Below are 25,878 nucleotides of genomic sequence, written 5' to 3' on the forward strand. Positions count from 1 at the left end.
AACGATGTGCCCAGGTAGCTCAGTTGGTAGAGCATGCGACTGAAAATCGCAGTGTCGGTGGTTCGACTCCGCCCCTGGGCACCATTCGTTTCTTCACCTTCCCATCGATCAATTGAACCGCGCACCCACGGCGCCCTTGTTCGGGCGGGCCGGGCCATGCCGGCAAGCTCGGCGAACGCCTTCGAGGGGCTCCTGCCGCTGGACGCGGGACGCGGCATGCGCTTTTCTCAAGGTTAAGCGCGGAAGCCGTGCGGGCGGCCTCAGCTGGTCGCGATGGGGGAAGCGATGCCGATTTACATGGATGTCTTTCCCCTCGAACGGAGCATCTTGATCGTGGCTCGCGGGCAGGTCTCCGTTGAGGAGATCCTCGACTGCATCGGGAAGCTCAAGGCGCCGAAGATCCGGGGGTACGCCAAGATCGTCGACGTCACGGGCTCGACGTCCGAGGTCACCCTGGAACAGGTGGATCGCATCACCGGCCTTCTGCGCTGCCAGCCGGAGGGCCCTTTGCGGGGCCCTCTCGCGTTCGTTGTGGATCCTGCGCGCAAGGGATTCGCGGACATGTTTGCCGACGCCACCCGGGGCGACCGCCCGATCTCGCTCTTCGGGAGCCTCCACGAGGCGCGCAAGTGGCTGAGCGATAACCTGATCGAGTTGCCAGGGCGTCCCGCCCAGAATGGGCAGAGTCACAGTCGTGTGTGACCCATCGGCTCGACCGCTGCGGGACCGGTAGACGGCAGGGGGATCGCCAGGCCGGTCTGAAATCGGATACTGATGCCGGCGCTTACGAGCGTCAGGAACCGATCGAAAGGCCCCAATTTGTCCACGGCAGTGAAGCAACCGCGCAAGCGTTCGGCGAAGGCGGAGCGGCGTGCCGAGACGATCGAGCAGATCCTCGACACCGCGGAGTACCTGTTCGCGAAGCACGGTTTCTACGGCGTCACGCTCAAGGACGTCGCCAACAGCGTCGGCGTGCACCACACGCTGATCAACTACTACTTCGAGGACAAGAAGAAGCTCTTCGAGGACGTGTTCGCCCGCCGCGCGGTGGTGACGAGCGAGCGTCGCATGAAGGCGCTCGATGACTATGCGGAGAAGGCCGGAGACCATCCGACGGTGGAAGGCGCGCTGCGGGCTTTCCTCGATACCGACCTCGATCTCTACACCGAAGGCGGCGAAGGCTGGCGCAACTATGGAGCGCTCAGCGCCCAGGTGGCGAGCACGCCCGAATGGGGCGCCCGGATGATGGACGAGCATTTCGATCCGGTGGTGCTGCGCCTGATCGGCCTGCTCAAGAAGGCTCTGCCGGAGTGCGCGGAGAAGGACATCTTCTGGGGCTACCACTTCGTGACCGGCGCGCTGATGCTGACGCTCGCCAAGACCGGCCGCATCGACAAGCTTTCCGATGGACTCTGCCGGTCGGACGACTACGCCGCCGTGAAGGAGCGCATGGCGACCTTCATGGCCGCCGGTTTCATGTCGGTCTGTTCAGGCCGGAAGGGGTAGCCGGCAGAGGAGGAAGCAGGTCGTACTTGCGTCGCGCGAGCTAATTCACTAGTGAGTGAATGAATAAATAAAACAAAAAACAACCACTAGGGAAGGAACGAGACCATGCGTGTACGCAACGGGATTTCCATTCTTCTTGGCCTGGTGCTGGCGATTGCCGTCGGCAGCGCGGCCTCGGCGCAGCAGACGATCAAGGTCGCCTATACCGATCCGCTCTCGGGTCCGTTCGCCCAGGTGGGCGACGCCAACCTGAAGCAGATGCAGTACATCATCGACTTCATCAACGCGAAGGGCGGCGCGCTCGGCAAGAAGTTCGAGCTGGTGCCGTTCGACAACAAGTCGCAACCGTCTGATGCGTTGATCGCGCTGAAGAGCGCGACCGACCAGAACATGCCGTTCATCATGCAGTGCAGCGGCTCCAACATTGCCGCCGCCCTGATCGACGGCGTGAACAAGCACAACGATCGCAATCCGGACAACCGCATCATCTACCTGAACTGTGGTGCGGTGGCGCCCGAGCTGACCAACGAGCAGTGCAGCTTCTGGCACTTTCGCTTCGACCTCCACGCCGCGATGAAGGCCGAGGTCATGGTGCGTGCCCTGCCGAAGGAAACGACCAAGGTCTATCTCATCAACCAGGACTATCTGTTCGGCCAGTCCGTGCAGCGTGAGCTCAAGACCTATCTCGCCAAGCTCCGGCCCGACGTGCAGATCGTTGGCGACGAGCTGATCCCGCTCGGCAAGATCAAGGACTTCTCGCCCTACATCACGAAGATCAAGGCTTCGGGTGCACAGGCGCTGATGACGGGCAACTGGGGCCCCGACATGAACCTGCTGATCAAGGCCGGCATCGATGCCGGCGCGGACCTGCGCTACTACACTTTCTACGCGCATCTGGCGGGCGGTCCGACGGCGATCGGCGCCGGCGGCGAGAACCGCGTCCTGTCGGTGATGCCGTTCAGCGAGAACGTGTCGGTCGAGACCGGCAACAAGGAGGCCGAGGCCTTCACCAAGGGCTTCCGCGACAAGCACAAGTTCGATTTCACCTCGGCCGGCTTCCGCACGATCTTCGAGTATCTCCAGGCCGCCGTGAACAAGGCGGGATCGCTCGACGCGACCAAGATCGCCTATGCGCTGGAAGGCATGTCGATCCGCGACTTCCTCGGCTTCGAGACCACGATGCGCAAGGCCGACCACCAGCTCATCGGCGAATACTTCGTCGGCACCTTCAAGAAGGGCGTGAAGTACGACGCCGAGGGCACCGGCCTCGGCTGGGCGACCGAGGCGACCATCCTCGCCAAGGACATCGACCAGCCCAACAGCTGCAAGATGAAGCGCCCCTAGGCTCTGAACCCGGATGCCCGCTTTCCGGTCGGGAAGCGGGCAGCGTCCTTGAAGCGGACAGGTTCGATGGAAGTATTCGTCGTCTCACTCCTCAACGGCCTCGTCTACGGCATGCTGCTGTTCATGCTGGCGAGCGGGCTGACGCTCATCTTCAGCATGATGGGCGTGCTCAACTTCGCCCATGCCAGCGTCTACATGCTGGGCGCCTATTTCGCCTATACGATCAGCCTCTATGTCGGCTTCTGGCCCGCCCTCGTCATCGCGCCTCTTCTGTGCGGGCTGATCGGCGCAGCCATTGAGATGTGGGGGCTGCGCCGCGTCCATCGCAACGGCCATGTCGCCGAGCTGCTGCTGACCTTCGGCCTCGCACTCATCATCGAGAAGGTCGTGCAGATGACCTGGGGCCTGCTGCCGGTGCCCTATCGGATTCCCGAGCTGCTCGATTTTCCGCTGTTCCGCGTCTACGGCACGCAGTTCCCGGCGTACCGCGCCTTCATGTTGCTGATCTCGGCCCTGATGTTCGGCGCGATCTGGATCGGCCTTACGCGCACGCGTGTGGGGCTGGTCATCCAGGCGGCGCTGACCCATCCGGAAATGGCGTCTGCGCTGGGCCACAACGTGCCGCGCATCTTCACCCTCGTCTTCGCCGCCGGCACGGCGCTGGCGGGACTGGCCGGCGTCATCGGCGGCAACTACCAGGTCACCGAGCCCGCCATGGCCTTCACCATGGGGCCGATCGTCTTCGTCGTCGTGGTGTTCGGCGGCCTGGGCTCCCTGACCGGCTGCTTCATCGCGTCGATCCTCATGGGGCTCATCCAGACCTTTGCCGTGGTCTTCGACGTGTCGCTGGCCGATCTGTTGGCGAAGTTCGGCATCGCCGTCACCGCCAGCACGCCGTTCGCCGAAGTGCTCAACGTGACGCTGCCCCGTATCGGCGCGTTGCTGCCCTTCCTGATGATGGTGCTGATCCTGGTGTTCCGCCCCCGCGGCCTGATGGGGACGCGCGACACATGACCCTGTTCCGTCGCCACTGGCCGTGGGTGCTGGCCCTCGTCGTCCTGCTGGCCTTCCCCTTCCTGTTCTACGACTGGAGCCGGGGCCGCCATTCCGGATTCGTGCTGACCCTGATGAGCGAGATCGGCGTGATGGCCATCTTCGCGCTGTCCTACAACATGCTGCTGGGGCAGGCGGGGCTTCTTTCGTTCGGCCATGCCGTGCTGTTCGGCCTCGGCGCCTATTGCGCGGCCCACACCGTCAATCTGGTCAAGGCGGGCACGATCTGGCTGCCGACCGAGCTGGTGCCTCTGGCGGGCGGGCTCGGGGGTCTCTTCTTCGGCTTCGTGCTCGGCTGGCTCGTCACCAAGCAGCGCGCGACCGCCTTTGCCATGATCACCCTCGGGCTGGGCGAGCTCGTCTCCGCGGCCGCCCTTATGTTCATGGGCTTCTTCGGCGGCGAGAGCGGCATCACCATCGATCGCGTCATGGACACCAGCCTGTTCGGCGTGCGTTACACCTCGCCCTGGCAGGTCTATTGCCTCGTCCTCGCCTGGGCGTTCGTTGCCGCCGCCCTGATGAGGTTGCAGATGCAGACGCCGCTCGGCCGGATGGCAAACGCCACGCGCGACAACTTCGAGCGCGCGCAGTTCGTGGGCTACGACCCGCGGCGGGTGCGGTGGATGCAGTTCACTCTGGCGGGCTTCTTCGCCGGCATCGGCGGCGGCCTCTACGTGCTGATCTACGAGATCGTCACCTTCGACACCGTATCCGCGGTCAAGTCGGCCAATGCCCTGCTGGCCGTCTATATCGGTGGCGCCGGCGCCTTCTTCGGCCCGATCCTCGGCACCATCGTGGTGGTGCTGCTGCAAAGCGGGGTGAGCCTGCTCAGCAATGCCTGGCTGCTCTATGTCGGCGTGCTCTTCATCGTCATGGTGATGTACGCCCCGGTCGGACTTGTCGGGCTGATCGGCCTGCATGCGCCGATCTGGCGCATGGGTCGCCTGCGCGAGCTGATGCTGCCCTATCTGCGCGCCTTGCCGCCGGCGTTGATCCTCTTTCTGGGATTCGTGCTGCTCGTCGAGCTCGCGTCCTTCACCACCATCGGCGCCGCGCAGGGAAAGCGTTTCGCGATCGCCGGCCGGACGATCGACACGACGTCGCCGCTACCCTGGGTGATTGCGCTCGTGGCGCTGGGACTGGGCGCCTTCTGGCTGCGCCGGGAGGCGCGCGCGTTCCGACTGCGCTGGGACGGCTTGATGGAAGAGGCCAAGCGGCAGGCGGGTGCACCATGACCGGCCCGGCCATCGAGCTTCGCGACGTGCGCAAGAGTTTCGGCGCCACCGAAATCATCCGGGGCGTCGATCTCAGCATCGCCAGGGGCGAACGCCACGCCATCATCGGCCCGAACGGTGCCGGCAAGACGACGCTTTTCAACCTGATCTCCGGGCGGTTTCCGATCACTTCGGGAACCATCACCGTGAACGGCAGGTCGACCGCCGGCCTGCCGCCACAGGAGATCAACCGATTGGGCCTCTCGCGGAGCTTCCAGATCACCTCGATCTTCCCGCGCATGACGGTGTTCGAGAACATTCGCTGCGGCCTCTTGTGGTCGCAGGGCTATCGCTACTCGTTCTGGCACCTGCTGGGCGGCCAGAAGGTCCTGAATGGCGAGGCCGACCGGCTGCTCGACCGGCTGAAACTGGGCGACCGGCGCAACGTGCAGGCCGGGCTGCTCTCCTATGCCGAGCAGAGGGCGCTCGAGATCGGCATCACCATCGCGGGCGGCGCCGACATCATCCTGCTCGACGAGCCGACCGCGGGTATGAGCCACAGCGAGACGGACGCTGCCATGGAACTGATTCGCGGCGTGTCGGAGGGCAAGACCTTGCTCATGGTCGAGCACGACATGAGCGTGGTGTTCGGTCTGGCCGACCGCATCACCGTGCTGGTCTATGGCGAGGTCATCGCGTCGGACAGGCCGGCCGCCATTCGCGGCAATGCCGCCGTGCAGGAAGCCTATCTCGGGACGCTCGCGGCATGAGGGCGCCGTCATGATGCTCGAGGTGCGCGACCTCCATGCCCTGTATGGCAAGAGCCACATCCTGCAGGGCGTGGATCTCTCGGTGGACGAGGGCGAGATCGTGAGCCTGCTGGGGCGCAACGGCGTTGGCCGCTCGACGGCTTGCAAGGCAATCATGGGGCTGGTGCCGCCGGTCGGACAGATCAGCTTCAAAGGGCGGCCGATCGCCGGCTTACGACCCGACCAGATCGCCCACGCGGGTGTCGGTTATGTTCCGGAAGACCGGCAGGTGTTTCCCGGCCTCACCGTGAAGCAGAACCTGGAACTCGGCCTGAAGCGCGCCGGTGTCTTCGGACGCTGGACGTTCGACGACGTCTTCTCGTTGTTTCCCAATCTCGGCAACCGACAGGACAATCCGGCCGGCGTGCTCTCGGGCGGCGAGCAGCAGATGCTTACCATGTGCCGCACGCTGATGGGCGATCCCGATCTCGTGATCATCGACGAGCCGACCGAAGGGTTGGCGCCCAAGCTGGTCGAACAGGTCGGCCACCTTCTCGACGAGATCGCCCGGCGCGGCACGGCGATCCTCCTGGTCGAGCAGAAGCTCACCATCGCGCTCAGGATCTCCCATCGCCTCTATGTGATGGGGCACGGCCGGATCGTGTTCAGCGGCTCTCCGGCCGAACTTCAGGCCAATACGGCGATCCGCAAGGAGTGGCTGGAGGTCTAGCGGCACCAGGCCGCGGAAATCGGGATGATCGCATTCTCGTGAACGGCTTTCGCGTGGCGGAGACGCGCGTAGGCCTTCTATTGTCGGTCGAGGCCGCGACGCGTATCGCGAAGCCGAGCTGAACCTTGCCTTCCGGCTGGCCCATCCTAGTGAGCTTCGGATTTATGACGCGACTGATTTCGTTGTTTCTCTTGTCTTCATTCGTTGCTTGCAGCGCCGCGGCGCAAAGTGATGACGCCGCCTATTGCAAGAAACTCGGTGATTATGCGACGCGCTATCTGGGCGATGCTGGCGGTAACGGCGCGACGCGACCCGACTTCGATATCCTCGACGGAACCGCCAAGTGCAACAAGGGCGATACGGCAGGGGGCATCGCGATTCTCGAGAAGAAGATTCGCAGCAAGGGGTTTACGCCACCGCCGCGCTGAACGCTTGATTGCAGCGCAACATGAACGCTGCGTCATATGAGGCCAGTCCGGGAACACAAAAAGGCGCTTTCAAGGCAACTTCCGATTGTCTTGCTGTTGGCGTGGACAGGCGATGGTCAGACGGGGTGAAATGTTGCTATCGTAACGACGGCACAGATTCGCGCCGGATATTAAGGACACTAACCAAATGGCTTCAGGTACCGTTAAGTGGTTCAACGCCACCAAAGGATTCGGATTCATCCAGCCCGATACGGGCGGCAAGGATGTCTTCGTCCACATCAGCGCGGTCGAGCGTGCCGGGCTCAACGGCCTGAATGAGGGTCAGAAGATCAGCTACGAGGTCCAGGTCGAGCGCGGCAAGGAAGCCGCGGTCAATCTCAAGGCCTGAGCTTGACGCTCCGCGTCGGTGTCCTCCGCCTTCTCGTGAGGGGCATCACCGCCGCCTGAGATACCAAAGAAACGATTGCGCGCTCGTCGCTTGAAGGGCGCGATGCTATCGGAAAAGGCTCCAGTCCCCGTCATTGCGGGGATTGGAGCCTTTTCTCGTTGGACTCGGTGGAGCCGTGAGAGCGTTTGGCAGGAGTACGAGTAACGAACCGGGTGGCGACGGGCCACTGTCACTGTTTGACTCGATCTACTGCCATAAAATCCATGAGCTCCGCCGCCTAAACGGGTCGCGCGCCCGTGACGGCACACGGAAGGTCTGGTCTGTCCGGCGCGGGGTGAGGGCCGCAGCGGGCAGGACGAGCATGCGTATCTTGGCGGTCCTCATGCTCATGGTGGTCATGTCGCTGACCCCAATTCCCGGCAGGGGAGAGCTTCGCGCGGCGACGATCGTTTCCCTCTCGGCGCTCACCACTTCGCCTACCACCTTGTTTCCGCGACCCGGCGCGGCTGAGAGCCCGAGGCTGCGCCTCACGGGCATGATCGAAACCGGAGACTCGGAAAAGTTGAGGGATCTGCTGAGCAGGGTGCAGGCTTCGGCACCGCCGAAGCCGGGAATGCCGCTCGCCACGATCGAGCTGAGCAGCCTGGGGGGCGATCTGTTCGAGGGCGTACGGATCGGCGAGTTGCTGAGGGGATTCAAGGTCGTCGCGGTCGTGCGCAAGCAGGACCTCTGCCTCTCGGCCTGCGCCCTCGCGCTCCTGGGCGGTAACACCGTTCGTACCGCTGCGGCCTACCCGTTCGACTGCAATGTCGAAGTCGGCGGCAAGGTCGCCTTCCATAATTTCTTCCTCGATCGTTCCCAGTTGCGGCGACGGACTTCCGATGATCCGGTGGCGAGCCGTCTGCAGGGGTTCGCCGACGGGCGGGGCGGCGCGGCGATGCTGATCAAGTATGCGGCCGACATGGGGCTGCCCCCGGCTTTCGCGGCCAACCTGATGGCGAGGCCGGTCGAAGAATTCCAGTACGTCGAAACGATCGGCGAGTTCCTGTCGCTCAACCTCTGCCCCATCGGTCTCGCCCGGCCGTCGGTGCCGCTGTCGCATCAGGCTGCCAATGTCTGCAACAACTCGCTCGCCTCGTCGGTGCCGCTGTCTGCAGTCGTCGTTGCCCAGATCGCGCCGCCGCAGGTTCGGCAATACCTTCTGGAGCGCGTGCAGGACGGCATGAATGCGGCGGGGGCGAGGGGCAAGCTCGCGGATCAACTCGCTTCCTGGTCGGTGATGCGGGCGAAGGACGAGGTCGAGAAGCTCTACGCCGATCTCCGCGCGGCCGGTGTTGCATTGCCCGAGATCGTCGGACCGACTTTCGAGGTCGCCGTCAACGAGGCGGGGCGCCTTCGCGCGGCCTGCTATGTCAGCCTGTCTCCCACCGACCCGGACAGCTACGAGGTCGTCCTCCAGGGAACACGCGGCCTCATCGAGGCGTCCCGCAAGCCGCCTCCCAATGCCCGGCGCCTGTTCCTGTACGACCGGCAGGCCGTGGCCAACCGCCGCCCGTCGTCCGATATCATCCCCCGCGTCACGGACGACATGGAGGAAACCCAGGCGGCGCCGCTCGGCTCCGGTCGCATGTCCAGGCGCAGCGACGCGGCCCGCTAACAGATTCCGGCACGCAAGGTCGGAGGCATCAGCGCCCGCCGACCACCCAGCCCGTCTCTTTCGCGAAGGCTTCGAAGAAGTCCGTATCGTAGGCCCGTTCCGGCGTCTCTCGCACGAGGCTGTCGATCCGTTCGGCATCGCGTCCGACGAGGATGCGCCAGCGCTCGTTGCGCACGCCGTCGAGGATGATCGTCGCCGCCTCGGCCGCCGTGGTCGGCGCTTCCTCGAGGAAGCGGCGCGCCCGCTCGGCGATCATCCTGCGGACGTCGTCGTCGGAAAGCTTCGCCGCATCGATACCCATCGAGGTGATGCGCGCCCGCGCCAGACCCACCTCGTGCGGCGTGATCTCGTCGGTCTGGTTGCCGCTCTGCAGCTTGCGCGAGTTGGCGACTATCGACGTGCCGATATGCCCGGGCATCACGACCGAGCATTTGATGTGCGGGGCGTTGAGGCGCAGGTCGGTGATCAACGCCTCGGTGAAGCCCTTTACCGCGAACTTGGCCGCGGCATAGGCGGTCTGGGGGATGTTGGGCGCGATGAACGCCCAGAACCCGTTCACGCTCGACGTATTGACGATATGGCCTGCGTCGGCGCGCCTCAGCAGGGGCATGAACGCGCGCGTGCAGAGATAGACGCCGCCCCAGCAGATATTGAACGTGCGCTCCCACTCGTCGCGCTCGTTGACGAGGAAGCTGCCGCCGCCGCCGATGCCGGCATTGTTGAACAGGAGATGGACGCGGTCGCTCTCCTGCTGTTCGGCCACCTCGTCACGGAAGCGCTGCACCTGCGGCTCGTCCGAGACGTCGGCGATATGGGTGGTGATGCGCTGGCCCTGGCTGAGGCCGGCGGCCTCGCAGAGCCGCTTGGTCTCCGCCATGGCGCCGCCCGACACGTCGCCGAGCGCAAGGTTGCAGCCTTCGGCGGCAAGCTGCCGCGCCAGCTCGCGACCCATGCCGGTGCCGCCGCCGGTGATGACGGCGATCCTGCCCGCAAAATCCTTCATGACGTTTCCTCTGTTTTTCTAAGCCGGACGAAAGCGCTTCAGGACCAGGAAGCCCAACAGGATGAAGCCCAGCAGCACGGCGCCCTGCACCACCGCGAAGGGCGGCTCGGCGCCGGTCGGGGCAAATTTGTTCAGGAAGCCGATCTTCTGGAAGGACTGCACGACCAGGACAAACACGTTGAGATAGAAGGCAAACAGGGCGCTCGCGACGTAGACCCAGCGCCACGCGCCGGCGAGGCGGCCGACATAGAGTGCCAGCAAGGCAATCGCCAGCGCGACCGACGACACGATTCCAACGCCGATCGCGGGCGTGAACACCGTGATGGGAAACAGAAACCCGGTCACCGTCGTCAGCACCGTGAAGAGCAGGAACACCGAGTTCCAGACGTCCAGCCGGCGTCCCTCCAGCATCCGAGCGCACGCGACGGCGCCTGCCGCGATGGCCACCAGACTGATGACAACGTGAACGAGGGTGAAGGTCGCGATCGACATTCCGAGAACCATACATGTCTCCTGGGCTTGGCGGCGGCGCGGAGGAGATGCGCAACCATCTGGCGAATCCGGTCACCACTTTAGCGCAGCCGCGCACCGGCGACAGGCCGCTTGCTGCCATAATCGCACCATACCCACGCGGCGGCTTCAACAAGGAGGAACCCGTGCCCGCTTCGATTGCCCGCCGTACGCTTCTGATCGCGCCGCTTCTGTCCCTGCCGGCCTTCGCCGACGATGCCGTGTCGGCACTTCGCGAACTCGAGCGGCGCAATGGCGGCCGCCTCGGCGTGGCCGTGCTCGACACCGCGAGAGGCCGCCATCTCGCCTATCGTGGCGACGAGCGCTTCCCGATGTGCAGCACCTTCAAGTTCCTCGCCGCCGCGCTCATGCTGGCCCGTGTCGACCGCGGCGAGGAGAAGCTCGACCGCCGGATCGTCTTTGCCGAAAGCGACCTCGTGCCGTACTCGCCCGCGACGAAGGAACATGCCGGACCGGGCGGCATGACGGTCGATGCCATCTGCGCTGCGGCCGTGACCCTGAGCGATAACACGGCGGGTAACCTGATGCTCGCAAGCTTCGGCGGCCCTGCGCGATTGACGGCCTTCGTACGTGCACTGGGCGATACGGTGACCCGGCTCGACCGTATCGAGACCGAGCTGAACGAGGGTACGCCGGGCGATCCGCGAGATACGACATCACCGCTGGCCATGCTGGGTACGATGCAGAAGCTGGTTGGCGGCGACGTCCTGTCAGCCGCTTCGCGCGAACGCCTGATCGGCTGGCTGGTCGCGAACAAGACGGGCGACAAGCGGCTGAGGGCAGGAGTACCGGCGGGGTGGCGCGTTGGCGACAAGACGGGCACCGGCGGCAACGGCAGTGCCAACGACATTGCGGTGGCCTGGCCCCCCGGCCGCACGCCGGTTTTCATCACGGCCTACTACACGGGCTCCACGATCTCCGACGAAGCCCGCAGTGCGGTGATCGCCGAAGCCGGCCGGATCGTGTCGGCCGGGCTCGCCTGATCAGGGCCCGATCAGGCCGGGAGCTTGGGCGCGCTCGGATGCTTGGGCAGGAAGGCCGTGAGCAGTCCGAGCAGCAGCAGGAACGGCGTCACCTTGTAGACGGCCTCGATGCCCGCATGGTCGGCGATCTCGCCCAGTGCTGCGGCGCCGAGACCGCCCAGGCCGAAGGAGAAGCCGAAGAACATGCCGGCCACCAGTCCGACACGGCCGGGCAGGAGTTCCTGCGCATAGACGAGGATCGCCGAGAAGGCCGAGGCCATGATGATCGCCACCGTGACCGCCAGGATGCCGGTCCAGAACAGGTTGGCGTAGGGCAGCATCAGCGCGAAGGGCAGGGCGCCCAGGATCGAGAACCACATGACCGGGATGCGACCGACCCTGTCGCCCACGATGCCGCCCAGGATCGTGCCGACGACGATGCCGACCAGGAAGGCGAACAGGAAGAGCTGCGCGGTCTGCACTTCCACGCCGAACTTCTGGATCAGGTAGAAGGTGAAGTAGGAGCCGAGGCTGGCGCTGTAGACATTCTTGGAGAAGAGCAGCGCCACCAGGATCGCCACGGCGACGCCGACGCGGCCCTTCGACAGGGTCACGTGCCCGGTGGCAGCCGCTGTCTTGCGTGCCGCCGGCCTCTGGCTGGTTCGGTTGGCCTTGTACCAATGGCCGATCTGGAACAGCACGATCATGGCGACCAAGGCGGCCGCCGAGAACCATACGATGCTCTGCTGACCCGCCGGCACGACGATGAACGCGGCCAGCAGCGGTCCCGCGGCGGATCCCATGTTGCCGCCGACCTGGAACAGCGACTGGGCGAGGCCATAGCGGCCGCCCGCCGCCATGCGGGCGACCCGCGATGCCTCGGGATGGAACACCGAGGAGCCCATGCCGATCAGCGCGGCGGCGAACAGGATCAACGGGTAGGAATTCGCCTGTGACATCAGCAGGAGCCCGACCAGGGTGAAACCCATGCCGACCATGAGGGAATAGGGCTGGGGCTTCTTGTCGGTGTACATGCCGACGACCGGCTGCAGCATCGATGCCGTGCACTGGAAGGCCAGGGTGATGAAACCGATCTGACCGAATGACAGTGCGTATGAATCCTTGAGGATCGGATACAGCGCCGGGACCAGCGACTGCATCATGTCGTTGAGCAGGTGGCAGAAGCTCAAGGAAAGGATGACGGCGAAGGTCGTGTTGTTGGCGGAAGCCGAAAGAGCCGGAGCCGCGGGGGCAGAAACGGGCACCGGGCCGGCTGCCATCGTATTGTCGGTCATGCCCGAATTCTAGGCGGTGGGCTCTCTCGTCGCCATCACCGCTCCGTCACACCAGCCTTGCGGCGCTGGTGGTCGCCAACCGGTTTGAACTTTCGCCGCGCCGATGCGTTGCACCGCCTGTGCGCACCGATGTTCCCGCCCGTCTCGACCGCCTGCCGTGGAGCCGGTTTCACCGGTTGGTGGTCGTTGCCCTGGGCATCACCTGGATTCTGGACGGTCTCGAGGTCACCTTGGCGGGCTCGGTGGCGGCGGCCCTGCAAACCAGCCCGCGCCTGCAACTCACGGCCGAACAGGTTGGCCTGACGGGCAGTGCCTATCTCGCGGGCGCCGTGCTGGGGGCCCTGTTCTTCGGACATCTGACGGACAAGCTCGGGCGCAAGAAGCTCTTCAACGTCACTCTGGGCGTCTATCTCGTCGCGACGGCGGCCACCGCCTTTTCGTGGGACTTCTACAGCTTCCTGTTTTTCCGCTTCCTGACGGGCGCCGGCATCGGCGGCGAGTACTCGGCGATCAACTCCGCGATCCAGGAATTGATTCCCGCGCGGCTGAGGGGGCGCATCGACCTCGCCATCAACGGCAGCTTCTGGATCGGCGCGGCCGGCGGTGCGCTGTTGTCCGTCTGGCTGCTGGACCCCACCGTTCTCGACCCCGACATGGGCTGGCGGGTCGCGTTCGGCAGCGGCGCGGTGCTGGGTCTCGTCATCTTGTATCTGAGACGCTTTCTGCCCGAGAGCCCGCGCTGGCTGATGATCCACGGCAAGCCGCGCGAAGCCGAAAGCGTCGTCGAGGGGATCGAAGCGCGGGTGGAGGCCGACACAGGGCGGAAGCTGGAGCCGGTGACGCAGTGGCTGACGCTCGGCGATCCCCACAAGACCACGATGCTGTCGGTCGCGCGCACGCTGCTGAAGCACTATCGCGGCCGCACGACCCTCGGCCTGGTGCTGATGGCGTCGCAGGCCTTCGTCTACAACGCGATCTTCTTCACCTACGCGCTGATCCTCACCCGGTTTTACAACGTGCCCGCCGACAAGGTCGGCCTCTACATCCTGCCTTTCGCGATCGGCAATTTCCTGGGACCGCTGCTGCTCGGGCCGTTGTTCGACAGTCTGGGACGGCGCCAGATGATCACCGCCACCTACGCGATCTCGGGTGTGCTGCTGGCGGTGACGGGCTGGATGTTCCACGCGGGCCATCTCGACGCCACGACGCAGACGGCGATGTGGAGCGTCGTCTTCTTCTTCGCATCGGCAGCGGCGAGTGCCGCCTACCTCACCGTGGGCGAGTGCTTTCCCCTCGAGATCCGGGCGCTCACCATTGCGCTGTTCTACGCCTTCGGCACGCTGTTTGGTGGCGTGGGCGGGCCGTGGCTGTTCGGCGTGCTGATCGCCGGCGGCAGTTCGGGGGAAATCATGTGGGGTTACCTGCTGGGCGCGGCCCTGATGATCGCGGCGGCTTTGGTGACCCTGAAGCTCGGCGTTGCGGCAGAGCGCAAGTCGCTGGAGGAGGTGGCACCGCCTCTCTCCAGCGAGCAGAGTCTCTAGTCGCTATGCGACGCGAACCGGCCGGGCGCGCTGGTTATAGAGCATCTTGCGGATACGCTCCTGCTCCTCCGGTGGAAGCTTCTCGCGATCGACCGAGAAGTCGGCACCGACCGCCATGCCCTTCTGGACGGCGGGACGCGCACCCAGTTCCTCGAACCAGCGCTTGAAGTAGGGGAATTCCTCGATGTCCTGGCCCTGGAACTTCCAGTTCACCGTCCACGGGTAGCAGATCATGTCGGCGATCGTGTACTGGTCGCCCGCGAGGTACTTGTGCTTGTAGAGGCGGTTGTTCAGCACGCCGTACAGCCGGTTCACCTCATCGGTGAATCGCCTGATGGCGTAGGTCTGGTCGCCTTCCTTGGCCTGGTCGACGCGGCGGAAGTGGCCGCACTCGCCGCTCTTCGGGCCCTGGTTGGCCATCTGCCAGATCAGCCATTCGTTCACTTCGTGCTTGGTGCGAAGGTCCTGCGGATAGAATTTCCCGGCCTTTTCGGCGATGTACATCATGATCGCGCCGGACTCGAAAACGACCAGCGGCTTGCCGCCATCCGCGGGAGCGTTGTCGACCATCACCGGCATACGGTGATTGGGATTCATTTCCAGGAACGCATCGCTGAATTGGTCGCCCTGTCCGATGTTCACCGGCACGACTTTGTAAGGCAGGCCGCATTCCTCGAGCAGGATGGTGACCTTCTTGCCGTTGGGTGTCGGCCAGTAGTGCAGATCGATCATGTGTTTCCTCCGAAGGTGGGAAGTGAGCCGGGGGACGGGAGCCTCCGCCCGTCGTCGTGCTCCGTCAATGGTGTATGGTCGTTGCAAACGAGCGGTTGGGGAGAGAGCACATGGCGGATGGACATCGCGACACGAGATCGATTCGCCGCCTCGAGGACGCACGGTTCCTCACCGGTCGCGGCCGCTATGTCGACGACATTGCCGAGCCTGCCGCACTTCATGGCTTCGTGCTGCGCTCGCCCCATGCCCACGCCCTGATCCGCCGCCTCGATGTCGCACCGGCGGCCTCATTGCCGGGCGTGCATTTGGTCGCGACGGCAGACGACCTCGCCGCGGACGGGTTGGGGCTCATGCCGTGCCTTGCCGCCGTGACGCCCTTGATCGTGCCCCCGCGCCCGGCGCTGGCGGCGGGACGCGTCCGCCATGTTGGCGATCCGGTCTGTTTCGTCGTGGCCGACAGTGCAGAGCTTGCGCGCGAAGCGGCGGAGCGGATCGAGGTCGAATATGAGCCGCTGCCGTCGGTGGTCAATGGTCGCGCGGCGTTGGCAGACGGCGCGCCTGCCCTTTGGGACGAGGCGCCGGGCAATCTCGTCTATCACGTGCGGCGCGGCGACCATGCCGCCGTCGCCGAGGCGATGAAGGACGCCGCACACATCGTCGAGCTCGACGTAACGAACAATCGTGTCATCGTCGTGCCGCTCGAGCCGCGCGCGGGGATCGCGCGCTACGATGCCGCCACCGGCACGATGGATCTCGAACTGACGGGGCAGGGGCTGCATGGCATCCGCCGCCAGCTCGCGGAGTTCGTCTTCAAGGTCGCACCCGAGCGAATCCAACTCCATGCGCCCGATGTCGGCGGCGGCTTCGGGATGAAGAACTTCCTCTATCCCGAGTGGATTCTGCTTCTGTGGGCCGCGCGTCGCCTGAAGCGCCCGGTTCGCTGGCTGGCCGACCGTGCCGAAGACTTCGTGATGGGCGCGCAGGGGCGCGACATCGAGGCGACGGCGCGGATCGCGCTCGACGCGACGGGCCGTATCCTGGCACTCGACGTGGCCATGGTCGCCAATCTCGGCGCCTACCTGTCGGCCAATGGGCCCGGCGCGTCGGTAGTCGCCGCCTCCACGGCGCAGGGCGGCGTCTACGACATTCCCGTGATCGCCGTCGATGTGCGTGGCGCCCTTACCAACACGGTGCCGGTCGACGCCTATCGCGGCGCCGGCAAGCCCGAGGCCAACTACATCGTCGAGCGCGCCATCGAGGCGGCGGCGCGGGTGCTCGGCCGGGATCCGGCGGACCTGCGGCGGCAGAACCTGATCGCCTCGTTCCCGCACCGGACCGCGATGGGCATGGCGATCGACTCCGGCGGCTTCGTGGCCAATCTCGATGCTGCCGTGGCGCGCGCCCCGGGCTTCGAGACGCGGCGCGCCGAGTCCCGCGCGCGAGGTCGGTTGCGCGGCCTGGGCGTTGCCTGCTTCCTCGAGACGTCGCGTGGCGCGCCGAACGAGGGTGCGGAAGTGCGTTTCGAGCCGGATGGCAGCGTGACCATCGCCGTCGGCACCGAATCGAACGGGCAGGGGCACGAGACGTCGTTCGCCCAGATCGCCTCCCGGCATCTCGGCCTGCCCATCGAGGCGTTCCACTACGTCCAGGCCGATACGCGGGCCGTCAGGAGCGGGGCGGGCCATGGCGGCGCGCGCTCGATGCACATGGGCGGCGCGGCGCTGGTCAAGGCGATGGATGCAGCTCTGTCCAAAGCGCGGCAGCTGGCGGCCCATCTCTTGCAAGCCAGTGAGCATGAGCTCGACTACGACCAGGGGCGCTTCACGGTGCGCGGCAGCGATCGCGCCATCGATCTCGCGACGCTGGCCGGCAGCGCGCAGGAGGCGGCGAACCTGCCCGAGGGCATGTCGCCCGGGCTCGGCGAGCACGTCTTGAACATCACCGACGTCTTCACCTTCCCGAGCGGCTGTCATGTCGCCGAGGTCGAGATCGATCCCGAGACCGGCGCCGCCGACCTGTTGCGCTACACCGCGGTCGACGATTACGGCCGCCTGATCAACCCGATGCTCACCGAGGGGCAGGTGCAGGGCGGTCTCGCGCAGGGGATCGGCCAGGCCCTGGTGGAGCACACGGTCTACGATCCGCAATCGGGTCAGCTGCTCAGCGGCTCGCTGATGGATTACGCACTGCCGCGTGCGACAGACCTGCCCTTCTTCGACATCGAACTGGTGGAGCGGCCGACCGATGCCAATCCACTCGGCGTCAAGGGCTCCGGCCAGGCGGGCTGCATCGGTGCACCGCAGACCGTGATGGCCGCCGTTCTGGACGCGCTGCGTCCGGCCGGTGTCGAGGGTCTGGAGATGCCGGCGACGCCGCTGCGCATCTGGGAGGCGCTGCGGGCCGCGAAGCCGGGGCGTTGAAGCGACCGGCGGCCCAGCCGGCGCGTCCCGGCCAGCGCATCCTGGCCGGCATTCTCTTCATGTGCGGCGCCGGGCTGCTGTTCCCGGTCATGAGCGGCTTCGCGAAGTTTCTCGGGGCCGACTACAACACGCTGCAGATCTCGTGGGCGCGGGCCTTCGGCCATATCGTGTTCATGCTGATCTTCTTCGTGCCCCGTTTCGGGCTCGCCATGTTGCGCACGCGCCGGCCGGGGACGCAGCTCATGCGCTCGCTGATGCTCTTCACGTCGAATGCTGCGAGCTTTCTCGCCATCGTCTACATCCCGCTGGGCAAGGCCGCCGCCATCACCATGATGGCGCCGCTGCTGGTGCTGCCGCTCGCCTGGCTCGTGCTCGGCGAACGCGCGGCGCGCAGCCACATCGTGGCGCTCCTGGTGGGCTTCGTGGGCATGCTGATCCTGATCCAGCCGGGCAGCGCGGTCTTCCAGTGGGCGGCGTTGCTCTCGCTGCTGAGCGCGTGTTGCTACGCGGTCTATCAGGTGCTCACGCGCCTCATCTCCGCCATCGATACGCCCGAGACCTCGGCCATCTACAGCTCGATCGTCGGCAGCTTCGGCATGCTGCTGGTCCTGCCGTTCGTGTGGAAGACGCCGCACGGTGCTCGCGACATCATCTTCTTCTGCAGCCTCGGCGTGCTCGGTGCCATGGGCCATTACTTCGTGGCGCGGGCTCTTGCCTATGCACCGGCCAACATCGTGGCGCCGTTCCAGTACATGCAGCTCATCGGCTCGGTGGTCGTGGGCTACCTCTTCTTCGGCGACTTTCCGGATTTCGTGGGCTGGATCGGCGCCGCCATCATCGTCGGCGCCGGACTCTATATCGGCTGGTCGCAGCGAAAGCAGGGTTAGCCCGCCGTGATGGGCGAGAAGTCGACGTACCAGCTCTTCGGATGGACGTAGCCCTTCACCTTAGAGGAGATCGCGTTCGGCCAGACGTCGTGGACGAACCATACGAACACCGCCTCGTCGACCATGCGGGTGTTGATCTTCGCCAGCACCTTGTCGAGTTCCGCCGGGTCGGCCGTGCTGCGCGCCTCGGCGGCGAGCTTGTCGAATTCCGGATCGTTGATGTAGCCCCAGTTCGAGCCCTTCGGCGGGACCTGCTGGCTGTCGACGAAGCGCATGAAGGCATTGTGCGGATCCATCGTGTTCCAGCTCACGTTGATGGCGCTGAAGGCGGCCGCTTCGGGAGCCTTGGCGCCCTGGCGCATGAAGTTCAGCAGCGCGTTCCAGTCCATGACCTGGAACTCGAGTTCAACGCCGACTTCCGCGAATTGCTGCTGGATGAACTCGTTCATGATCAGCGGGTACATCTGGCCCGAGCCGGAGGTCGAGATCGCGACCTTCATCTTGAGCTTCTTCTGCGGACCGTAGCCGGCCTCGGCCAGGAGCTTCTTCGCCTCCGCCGGATCGTAGCGGATCTTGAAGGTCGGATTGCCGAACCAGGGATGATCGGTCGGGACGCATCCCACGGCGGGAGCGGCCAGGCCGTTCAACAGCTTCACCATCGCGTCGCGATCGACCGCGAGGTTCAGCGCCTTGCGCACGCGGATGTCGGCGGTCGGGGCGCCCGGCAGCATGCTGAGCGTATAGGGCCACATATGCGGGATGGCGTTCGTCTCGATCTTGCAGCCGCCGGCGCGCAGCTTGTCGAGCGAATCGGGAGCGGGCGCCTCGATCCAGTCGACCCGGCCCGACAGCAGCGCGGCGGTGCGCGTTGAAACGTCGGGGATCGGCAACAGCACCATTCTCTCGCTCTTCGGGAGCCGCGCCTTGTCCCAATAGTCGTTGTTGCGCTCCAGTTCGGCGCGCTCGCGCGGCGTCCAGGCCTTCATCTTCCACGGGCCGGTGCCCGAGGGCGACTTGCGATAGGCCTGCCAGTCGCGGCCGACCTTCTCGAAGTTCGCCGGGCTCGCGATCGGGAAACGGTTGAGCAGCGAGGGGAAGATCGTGTCGACGCCCTTGGTCTGCATCTCGACCTTGTAGTCGTCGATCTTGCGGTAGCCGATCAACGGCCAGACGGCGGCGATCAGGATGCTGCGGCCGGCGCGATCGAAAGCGGCCGACTTGTCGTTCAGGGTACGGTCGAGGGTGAAGATCACCGCGTCGGCATTGAAGTCCGAGCCGTCGTGGAACTTCACGCCCTGGCGCAGCTCGAAGATCCACTTCGTCGGATCGGCAGGATCCTGGTACCACTTGGTCGCGAGGCCGGGCACCAGCTTTGCCGGTGCCGTCGCCGATGACAGGTCCCAGGCGACGAGCGTGTCGTACATCGTGTAGCCCATGAAGCGGATGCCTTCGGTCCCCTGATCGGGGGCACCGTCGGTCGCGGGAATGTCGGCCAGCGTCATCGCGATCCGCAGGGGCGCGGATTGCTGCGCTTTCGCCGAGCTCGTGCCGATGAGGGAAAGCGCGGTGCCGGCAAGAAGCGCGGCGCGACGGGTCAGCATGAAAAACCTCCGTGGTTCCGTTGCACGAAGCACGAAGTGAGCCACACTGGACGCGGCATGGTTCTTGCTGTTTTGCTGGCGATCATGGCCGCGCTCAACACGTTTACCGCTACCGAACTCGCGCAACGACTGGATGGCGGAACGGCAACCGCCGAATCTATCGTGCGCGATCATCTCGAACGCATCGACCAGCGCGACGCCGACGTGCTCGCCTGGTCGCATCTCGCGCGCGAGGCTGCCCTGCAAACCGCCAGGGTGCTCGATCGCGGACCACGCAAGGGCCTGCTGCACGGCATCCCGATGGGCGTGAAGGACATCATCGATTCCTTCGACCAGCCCACCACCTACGGCTCGCCGATCTACCGCACGCACCAGCCGCTCGCCGATGCTGCGACCGTGGCGCTGGCGCGTGAGGCGGGCGCCATCCTGCTCGGCAAGACGGTCACGACCGAGTTCGCCAATCGCCATCCCGGCCCGACGAAGAACCCGCACAATCCCGCGCACACGCCTGGCGGCTCCTCGTCCGGCTCGGCGGCGGCTGTGGCGGATTTCCAGAGCGTGTTGGGCACCGGCACGCAGACCGGTGGCTCGGTCATCCGTCCCGCCGCTTTCTGCGGCATCGTCGGCTACAAGCCGAGCTACGGTCATTTCGCGCCGGCCGGCATGAAGGCCAATACCGAATGGCTGGACACGATCGGCGCCTATGCGCGCAGCGTCGAGGACATCGCCCTGTTCCGGGCGGCCCTGATGGCGATCCCCTTCGTGCCGATCGGCCGGCTCGATCGCCCGCCGAGGATCGCCGTCGCTTTCACCCATCATCGCGATGAGCTGTCGCCCGAGGGCACCCAGGCGGTGAACGACGCCGCGGCGGCCTTCGCCAGGGCCGGCGCGCAGGTGAGCGAGATCGAGCTTCCGGCGCCGGTGCGCGACATGACACAGGGCCAGAAGACGCTCTCGGCATTCGACGGACCGCGCGCCCATGCCGACGAGGCGCGGCGTTTCCCCGGGCTGCTGAGCGAGAGCCTGAAGAGGGACAAGCTCGAGGTCGGCTCGAAGATCGACTATGCGACCTGGGTGGCGGCCCGGAAACTCGGCGAGACCGGCCGGGCCGCCGTCGACGCGCTGTTCGATGAGATCGACGTCATCCTGACCGCGCCGGCCAAGGGCGAAGCCCCCCTCGGTCTCGAGCGGACGGGCGACGCCACCTTCAACCTGCTCTGGACCTATCTCTGGATGCCCTGCGTGACCCTGCCATTGACCAAGGGGCCGACGGGCCTGCCGGTCGGCGTGCAACTGGTCGGCCGCCAGCATGAGGATAAGGGTTTGCTCGATATCGCCGCCTGGGCGCGGAGCGTCCTGTCATGAAGGATATCACCGCCGTCGAAGCCGTGGCCGCCATCGAGGCCGGCACGCTGACTTCCGAGAAACTGGTGCGCGGCTATCTCAACCGCATCGCCCAGCGTGACGAGATCGTGAAGGCCTGGGCCCATCTCGATCCAGACCAGGCGATCGCCCAGGCGAAGGCCGCAGATGCGACGAGCGGGGGGCTGCTGCGCGGCATCCCGGTCGGCGTGAAGGACATCATCGACACCTACGACATGCCGACCGGCCACAACTCGCCGATCTTCGAGGGCAAGGTGCCGTTCGGCGACGCCGCCTGCGTGGCGCTCTGCCGGACCGCCAATGCCGTCATCATGGGCAAGACGGTGACGACGGAGTTCGCCAATCGCCATGCCGGCGCCACCACGAACCCGCACGATCCCGCGCATACACCCGGCGGCTCGTCGTCCGGGTCCGCCGCGGCGGTTGCCGACGGCCATGTGCCGCTTGCCTTCGGCACGCAGACCGGCGGCTCGGTGATCCGGCCGGCTGCTTATTGCGGCGTGGTGGGCTACAAGCCGACCTTCGGCGACTTCAGCCGCGTCGGCATCAAGATGCAGTGCCACTCGGTCGACACGCTGGGCCTGATGGCGCGCACACTCGACGATATTGCGCTGTTCCGCGCGGCCGTGCTGAAGCTCCCGCCGGTCCGCATCGATCGCGAGATCGGCCGCCCGCGCATCGGCGTCTGCCGTTCGCCGGTCTGGGACAAGGCCGAGCCGGAGACCAAGGCCCTGATCGAGGAGACGGCGACCAGGCTCTCGGACAAGGGGGCGTCGGTGATCGACGTGGCCTTTGCCGCCCCGTTCGCCGACATCATCGACGACCATGCCGCGATCACCGGCTTCGAGAGCGTGCGCAACTATGCCGATGAGCGGCTGCGCAATCCCGACAAGGTGAGCGACGAGCTGATGAATGGCCCGATGAAGCGCGGCCTTGCTGTTTCCTTCGATCGCTACGTTGCCGCCCAGCGCAAGGCCACGGCTTTCAAGGTCCATGTCGATTCGCTGTTCGATAAGGTCGACCTGCTTCTGACTCCCAGTGCCCCCGGCGAGGCGCCGCAAGGGATCGCCTTTACCGGCGATCCGGTCTTCAACTCGATCTGGACGCTCGCGGGCACGCCGTGCGTGACCCTGCCGGCCGGCACCGGTCCGCGGGGCCTGCCGCTCGGCGTCCAGCTCGTTGGCCTCCGTCATGCCGACGACCAGCTGCTTTCCCTTGCCGCCTGGGTCGCGGCGCATTTGAACTGATGTTCAGGACAGTAAATCCTCATCCTGAGGAGCATCGCGTAGCGACGCGTCTCGAAGGATGGGCAACAGACTCGGTGCGGGTTCCCATCCTTCGAGACGCGGCCCGGGGGGCCGCTCCTCAGGATGAGGTGGAGGAGAACTGATATGCCCACGATCAATGGTGAACGACTGCTCGCCGACCTCCGGCGCATTGCCGATTTCGGCCGCTACCAGACCGGCGTGCACCGCCCGCATCTGTCGCCACAGGACGTGGAGAGCCGGCACTGGCTCGTGGCGCGCATGAAGGAAGCGGGCCTGGAGCCGGTCATCGACGGCATCGGCACGGTGATCGGCAAGAGCCCGAAGACCGGGCCGCGAATCCTCATTGGCTCGCATTCGGATACCCAGCCGCGCGGCGGCTGGCTCGACGGCGTCATGGGCGTGATCTACGGGCTCGAAGTGGCGCGGGCGCTGGCGGAAGATCCCGAGACGTCGCATCTCGCCGTCGACGTCGCCTCCTGGGCCGACGAGGAGGGCCATTGGGGCCAGATGACCGGCAGCCGGTCCTTCATCGGCATCTTCTCCGAGGCCGACATCGACAAAGCCAAGCACCGCGACGAGGGCACGCCCATGCGCGAGGCGCTGAAGGCGGCCGGCCTCGAAGGCGTGCCGCGCGAGCATCTCGAAGAGGGCAGGTATCGAGGCTATCTGGAAGCCCATATCGAGCAGGGCGGCCTGCTGGAAGCGGGCGAGAAGCACATCGGCATCGTGACCGCGATCGTGGGCATCATGCAGTTCCGGCTGACCTTCAGCGGCATCCAGAACCATGCCGGCACGACCCCCATGCCGATCCGCAAGGATGCCGGTGTGGCCATGATGCGGCTCTACAACGACGTGATGGACAAGTTCCCCGCCGTTTCCGGGCCGCGCAGCGTGTGGACGGTGGGCAAGATGGTGCTGGAGCCGGGTGCGCCGGCGATCGTTCCCGGGCGAGCGGAGATGATTCTTCAGTTCCGCGACGCCGACCAGAAGGTCCTGCAGGCCTTCGAGGCGAAGCTGATGGAGATCGTGGCGGATCACCAGAAGAACAGCCCCTGCACCGTCGAATGCGTGAACCTCTCGCGCACCCAGCCGCTGCTGATGGACGAGCGGTTCCTGGAGGCGATCGAGGAGGCCGCTTCGGTCCATGCGCCGGACAAGCATGTGCGCATGCCGTCGGGCGCCGGGCATGACGCCCAGGTGATCGGCCTCAAGATGCCGGCGGCGATGATGTTCGTGCCCTCGATCGGCGGCATCTCGCATCACTTCACCGAGAACACCCACGACGCCGACATTGTGCTGGGCTGTCAGGTCTTCGCTGACGCCACGGCGAAAATTCTGAAGGGAAACTGACCGAGGACGACGCTATCCTGTTCCTCCGAGCGAGGAGCAGGGATGTCGAAGGTCACGCGCGCGACCAAGGCGCTGGAGCAGGCGAAGGTCGCCTTCACGGTCCACACTTACGATTACGATCCCGACGCCGACAAGGTCGGGATGCAGGCCGCCGAGGCGCTGGGCGAGGCGCCGGCGCGCGTGCTCAAGACGCTGATGACCCTGGTCGACGGCAAACCCGCCTGCGTGATCGTGCCTTCCGATCGCGAGGTCTCGATGAAGAAACTGGCCGCCGCCTTCAAGGGCAAGTCGGCCGAAATGATGAAGCCCGCCGATGCCGAGCGAATGACCGGCTACAAGGTGGGGGGCATCAGCCCGTTCGGCCAGATGCGGTCGGTACGCACCGCCGTCGAGGCCGAAGCGGTGGCGCACGACCTGGTCTATCTCAACGGCGGCCAGCGCGGCCTGCAGGTCCGCCTGTCGCCGCAGGACGCAATCGTGGCGCTGAAGGCGGTCGTGGCGCCCCTGGTGGCGTAGCGCCGTCCTGCTACTGCGCCGCCGCCAGATAGCGCGCCAGGCCGCCCGCCCTGTCCGGCGGCAGTTTGGACGGCGTGGCGTTCAGGCGAATGCCCAACTCGCAGGCCTCTTCGGCCGACAGCTTCGCCAGGTTCTGCAGCTTGTCGAAATCGGCCGGCGTGAGTCCCGCCTCGACGAGCAGCGCCTGCGCCTCGGTGTCGTTGGGCACGGGCGGCTGCGCGGCCGCCCCGGCGTTCATCGAGGCCCGGCCCGTGCGATAGGCCTTTTCCATCGCCGTCAGCATGTTGCGCATCAATTGCTGGCCCTGCGGGTCGAGCCGGTCGCCATGCTGGATCCCGATCAGCGCCAGTTCGCGGCAGGCCGCGACGTTGGTGCCGCGAAGATGTCGCATCAGGGCAATGCGCGCGGCCAGCACGCCTTCCGCGTCCGCGGCGTCGGCCGCGCGCAGAGCGGGCACGATGTACTTGGCGCGCAGTTCGCTCATCAGCACCAGCGGACGCGGCGCTCCCTGGGTCGTGGGATTGCGCATTTCTTCCTTAAGCGCCGTGCGCAGTCGTGCCTCGGCATCCGGAGCGTCGACCAGCACAAGCCCGACCAGCGGCAAGGTGCGCGCTTCCGTCATCGCATTGTCCACCATCTGGGCATCGTCGCCGGTCAGGGCCTCGAGCCCGTAGACCGCGCCGGCTGCGGCCAGCGCGCCGGCCAGGGTGGCCGCAGCCGAGCGCATCAACCGCTGCCGGGCTGAGACATTGCGGCTGAACAGGTAGAGCGCGGCTCCGGCCACCACAGCCACGACCACGATGACGGCGATCTTCTCCACCCTACGACTCCTGTTTTCACCAACGGCCGGACATGGTAAGCGCGCTACCCTCCCGCACGGATGCGGTGAAATGTGGGCAGCTCGGGCCGTGATCCATGCCGATCCATATTGACGTTTTTCACCCCAACCGGCTGGTCATCGCCGTCGTCCGCGGGACATTCACCGCCGACGACGTTCGCAACGCCGTTCAGCAGTTCCTGGCAAGCGATGTCGTGCACTATCGCAAGCTGATCGACATTGCGTCACCGACGACCCCGATGGACAAGGCCGGAGTCCAGGCGATGGCGAATCTCGTGCTGGCGCAGAACGACGACAGACCGCGTGGTCCCCTGGCCTTCGTCGTCAGCCCCGGGCAGGCAGCCGAGAATGCCGAAACCTTCGCTAAACTCACCGAAGGCAAGCGCACTGTGAAGGTCTTCCAGAGCCTCCATGAAGCAAGAAAGTGGCTCGACGAGAAGGCGTAACGATCGGCCCGGTGCCGCTCTTTTTGCCGCCGGGGT

At 65.8% G+C, this 25,878-nt stretch carries 25 protein-coding genes and 1 tRNA gene; 20 read left to right on the top strand and 6 right to left on the bottom strand.

Going from position 1 to position 25,878, the window contains the following annotated elements:
* Nucleotides 1-8: 8 nt before the first annotated feature.
* The 11 genes from ACP15H_RS01210 (at nucleotide 9) to ACP15H_RS01260 (ending at nucleotide 9,069) form a co-directional block, all read left to right on the top strand.
* Nucleotides 9-84 (top strand) — tRNA-Phe (locus tag ACP15H_RS01210).
* Between the two features lie 201 nt (nucleotides 85-285).
* Nucleotides 286-702: a hypothetical protein gene (locus tag ACP15H_RS01215; RefSeq protein ID WP_425064405.1), complete on the top strand. Its 417-nt coding sequence runs from the start codon at nucleotides 286-288 to the stop codon at nucleotides 700-702.
* 129 nt (nucleotides 703-831) lie between these two features.
* A complete protein-coding gene (locus ACP15H_RS01220) occupies nucleotides 832-1,506 on the top strand; it encodes a TetR/AcrR family transcriptional regulator (protein ID WP_425064406.1) in 675 nt (224 codons plus the stop codon).
* 105 nt (nucleotides 1,507-1,611) lie between these two features.
* Nucleotides 1,612-2,850 carry a branched-chain amino acid ABC transporter substrate-binding protein gene (locus ACP15H_RS01225; RefSeq protein WP_425064407.1) on the top strand — a complete coding sequence of 413 codons (1,239 nt, stop codon included), beginning with the start codon at nucleotides 1,612-1,614 and terminating at the stop codon, nucleotides 2,848-2,850.
* A 66-nt stretch (nucleotides 2,851-2,916) separates the two neighbouring features.
* Nucleotides 2,917-3,864: a branched-chain amino acid ABC transporter permease gene (locus tag ACP15H_RS01230; protein WP_425064408.1), complete on the top strand. Its 948-nt coding sequence runs from the start codon at nucleotides 2,917-2,919 to the stop codon at nucleotides 3,862-3,864.
* Nucleotides 3,861-5,138 (top strand): branched-chain amino acid ABC transporter permease, encoded by a 1,278-nt coding sequence (locus ACP15H_RS01235; protein WP_425064409.1) that lies wholly within the window; start codon nucleotides 3,861-3,863, stop codon nucleotides 5,136-5,138. The genes ACP15H_RS01230 and ACP15H_RS01235 overlap by 4 nt, the downstream gene beginning before the upstream one ends.
* A complete protein-coding gene (locus ACP15H_RS01240) occupies nucleotides 5,135-5,887 on the top strand; it encodes an ABC transporter ATP-binding protein (protein ID WP_425064410.1) in 753 nt (250 codons plus the stop codon). The genes ACP15H_RS01235 and ACP15H_RS01240 overlap by 4 nt, the downstream gene beginning before the upstream one ends.
* Nucleotides 5,888-5,900: 13 nt before the next feature.
* Entirely contained in the window at nucleotides 5,901-6,596 is a 696-nt protein-coding gene (locus ACP15H_RS01245; protein ID WP_425069848.1) for an ABC transporter ATP-binding protein, read from the top strand.
* Between the two features lie 164 nt (nucleotides 6,597-6,760).
* Nucleotides 6,761-7,024 (top strand): hypothetical protein, encoded by a 264-nt coding sequence (locus ACP15H_RS01250; RefSeq protein WP_425064411.1) that lies wholly within the window; start codon nucleotides 6,761-6,763, stop codon nucleotides 7,022-7,024.
* Between the two features lie 187 nt (nucleotides 7,025-7,211).
* Nucleotides 7,212-7,412 carry a cold-shock protein gene (locus ACP15H_RS01255; RefSeq protein ID WP_296332022.1) on the top strand — a complete coding sequence of 67 codons (201 nt, stop codon included), beginning with the start codon at nucleotides 7,212-7,214 and terminating at the stop codon, nucleotides 7,410-7,412.
* A gap of 370 nt (nucleotides 7,413-7,782) precedes the next feature.
* Entirely contained in the window at nucleotides 7,783-9,069 is a 1,287-nt protein-coding gene (locus ACP15H_RS01260) for a hypothetical protein (protein WP_425064412.1), read from the top strand.
* Between the two features lie 28 nt (nucleotides 9,070-9,097).
* On the opposite strand, the gene ACP15H_RS01265 is transcribed toward ACP15H_RS01260, so the two are convergent.
* Complete coding sequence (locus tag ACP15H_RS01265) at nucleotides 9,098-10,072, bottom strand: SDR family oxidoreductase (RefSeq protein WP_425064413.1); 975 nt, start codon at nucleotides 10,070-10,072, stop codon at nucleotides 9,098-9,100.
* 18 nt (nucleotides 10,073-10,090) lie between these two features.
* The gene (locus tag ACP15H_RS01270) at nucleotides 10,091-10,576 is read right to left on the bottom strand and encodes a hypothetical protein (RefSeq protein ID WP_425064414.1); all 486 of its coding nucleotides are present in this window, start codon (nucleotides 10,574-10,576) and stop codon (nucleotides 10,091-10,093) included.
* A gap of 152 nt (nucleotides 10,577-10,728) precedes the next feature.
* Here ACP15H_RS01270 and bla point away from each other — a divergent pair, with 152 nt between their 5' ends.
* Nucleotides 10,729-11,586: a class A beta-lactamase gene (gene bla / locus ACP15H_RS01275; RefSeq protein ID WP_425064415.1), complete on the top strand. Its 858-nt coding sequence runs from the start codon at nucleotides 10,729-10,731 to the stop codon at nucleotides 11,584-11,586.
* Nucleotides 11,587-11,597: 11 nt separating this feature from the next.
* Here the strand turns inward: bla and ACP15H_RS01280 are convergent, their stop codons facing one another.
* Nucleotides 11,598-12,860: an MFS transporter gene (locus ACP15H_RS01280; protein ID WP_425064416.1), complete on the bottom strand. Its 1,263-nt coding sequence runs from the start codon at nucleotides 12,858-12,860 to the stop codon at nucleotides 11,598-11,600.
* A gap of 119 nt (nucleotides 12,861-12,979) precedes the next feature.
* Here ACP15H_RS01280 and ACP15H_RS01285 point away from each other — a divergent pair, with 119 nt between their 5' ends.
* The gene (locus ACP15H_RS01285) at nucleotides 12,980-14,401 is read left to right on the top strand and encodes an MFS transporter (protein WP_425064417.1); all 1,422 of its coding nucleotides are present in this window, start codon (nucleotides 12,980-12,982) and stop codon (nucleotides 14,399-14,401) included.
* A gap of 3 nt (nucleotides 14,402-14,404) precedes the next feature.
* On the opposite strand, the gene ACP15H_RS01290 is transcribed toward ACP15H_RS01285, so the two are convergent.
* Nucleotides 14,405-15,133 (bottom strand): glutathione S-transferase N-terminal domain-containing protein, encoded by a 729-nt coding sequence (locus tag ACP15H_RS01290; RefSeq protein WP_425064418.1) that lies wholly within the window; start codon nucleotides 15,131-15,133, stop codon nucleotides 14,405-14,407.
* A gap of 110 nt (nucleotides 15,134-15,243) precedes the next feature.
* Here ACP15H_RS01290 and ACP15H_RS01295 point away from each other — a divergent pair, with 110 nt between their 5' ends.
* Together ACP15H_RS01295 and ACP15H_RS01300 are read left to right on the top strand one after the other, a co-directional pair.
* Nucleotides 15,244-17,553, top strand: coding sequence for a xanthine dehydrogenase family protein molybdopterin-binding subunit (locus tag ACP15H_RS01295; protein WP_425064419.1), 2,310 nt, complete (start codon nucleotides 15,244-15,246; stop codon nucleotides 17,551-17,553).
* Nucleotides 17,550-18,440 (top strand): DMT family transporter, encoded by an 891-nt coding sequence (locus tag ACP15H_RS01300; protein ID WP_425064420.1) that lies wholly within the window; start codon nucleotides 17,550-17,552, stop codon nucleotides 18,438-18,440. The genes ACP15H_RS01295 and ACP15H_RS01300 overlap by 4 nt, the downstream gene beginning before the upstream one ends.
* Here ACP15H_RS01300 and ACP15H_RS01305 read toward each other — a convergent pair.
* The gene (locus ACP15H_RS01305) at nucleotides 18,437-20,041 is read right to left on the bottom strand and encodes an ABC transporter substrate-binding protein (protein WP_425064421.1); all 1,605 of its coding nucleotides are present in this window, start codon (nucleotides 20,039-20,041) and stop codon (nucleotides 18,437-18,439) included. The genes ACP15H_RS01300 and ACP15H_RS01305 overlap by 4 nt on opposite strands.
* A gap of 57 nt (nucleotides 20,042-20,098) precedes the next feature.
* On the opposite strand from ACP15H_RS01305, the gene ACP15H_RS01310 reads away from it, so the two are divergent.
* The 4 genes from ACP15H_RS01310 to ybaK all read left to right on the top strand — a co-directional run bounded on the left by ACP15H_RS01310 (nucleotide 20,099) and on the right by ybaK (nucleotide 24,558).
* Nucleotides 20,099-21,406 (top strand): amidase, encoded by a 1,308-nt coding sequence (locus tag ACP15H_RS01310; RefSeq protein ID WP_425064422.1) that lies wholly within the window; start codon nucleotides 20,099-20,101, stop codon nucleotides 21,404-21,406.
* Complete coding sequence (locus tag ACP15H_RS01315) at nucleotides 21,403-22,671, top strand: amidase (RefSeq protein ID WP_425064423.1); 1,269 nt, start codon at nucleotides 21,403-21,405, stop codon at nucleotides 22,669-22,671. The genes ACP15H_RS01310 and ACP15H_RS01315 overlap by 4 nt, the downstream gene beginning before the upstream one ends.
* 144 nt (nucleotides 22,672-22,815) lie before the next feature.
* Nucleotides 22,816-24,042, top strand: a complete 1,227-nt coding sequence (locus ACP15H_RS01320) for a hydantoinase/carbamoylase family amidase (RefSeq protein WP_425064424.1) — start codon at nucleotides 22,816-22,818, stop codon at nucleotides 24,040-24,042.
* 42 nt (nucleotides 24,043-24,084) lie between these two features.
* Nucleotides 24,085-24,558 carry a Cys-tRNA(Pro) deacylase gene (gene ybaK / locus ACP15H_RS01325; protein WP_425064425.1) on the top strand — a complete coding sequence of 158 codons (474 nt, stop codon included), beginning with the start codon at nucleotides 24,085-24,087 and terminating at the stop codon, nucleotides 24,556-24,558.
* Between the two features lie 10 nt (nucleotides 24,559-24,568).
* Here ybaK and ACP15H_RS01330 read toward each other — a convergent pair whose 3' ends face one another.
* The gene (locus ACP15H_RS01330; protein WP_425064426.1) at nucleotides 24,569-25,378 is read right to left on the bottom strand and encodes a hypothetical protein; all 810 of its coding nucleotides are present in this window, start codon (nucleotides 25,376-25,378) and stop codon (nucleotides 24,569-24,571) included.
* 95 nt (nucleotides 25,379-25,473) lie between these two features.
* Here ACP15H_RS01330 and ACP15H_RS01335 point away from each other — a divergent pair, with 95 nt between their 5' ends.
* Entirely contained in the window at nucleotides 25,474-25,842 is a 369-nt protein-coding gene (locus ACP15H_RS01335) for a hypothetical protein (RefSeq protein WP_425064427.1), read from the top strand.
* The last annotated feature ends 36 nt before the right edge of the window (nucleotides 25,843-25,878 follow it).

This window comes from Reyranella sp. (genome assembly GCF_965249915.1).
GTDB lineage: Bacteria > Pseudomonadota > Alphaproteobacteria > Reyranellales > Reyranellaceae > Reyranella.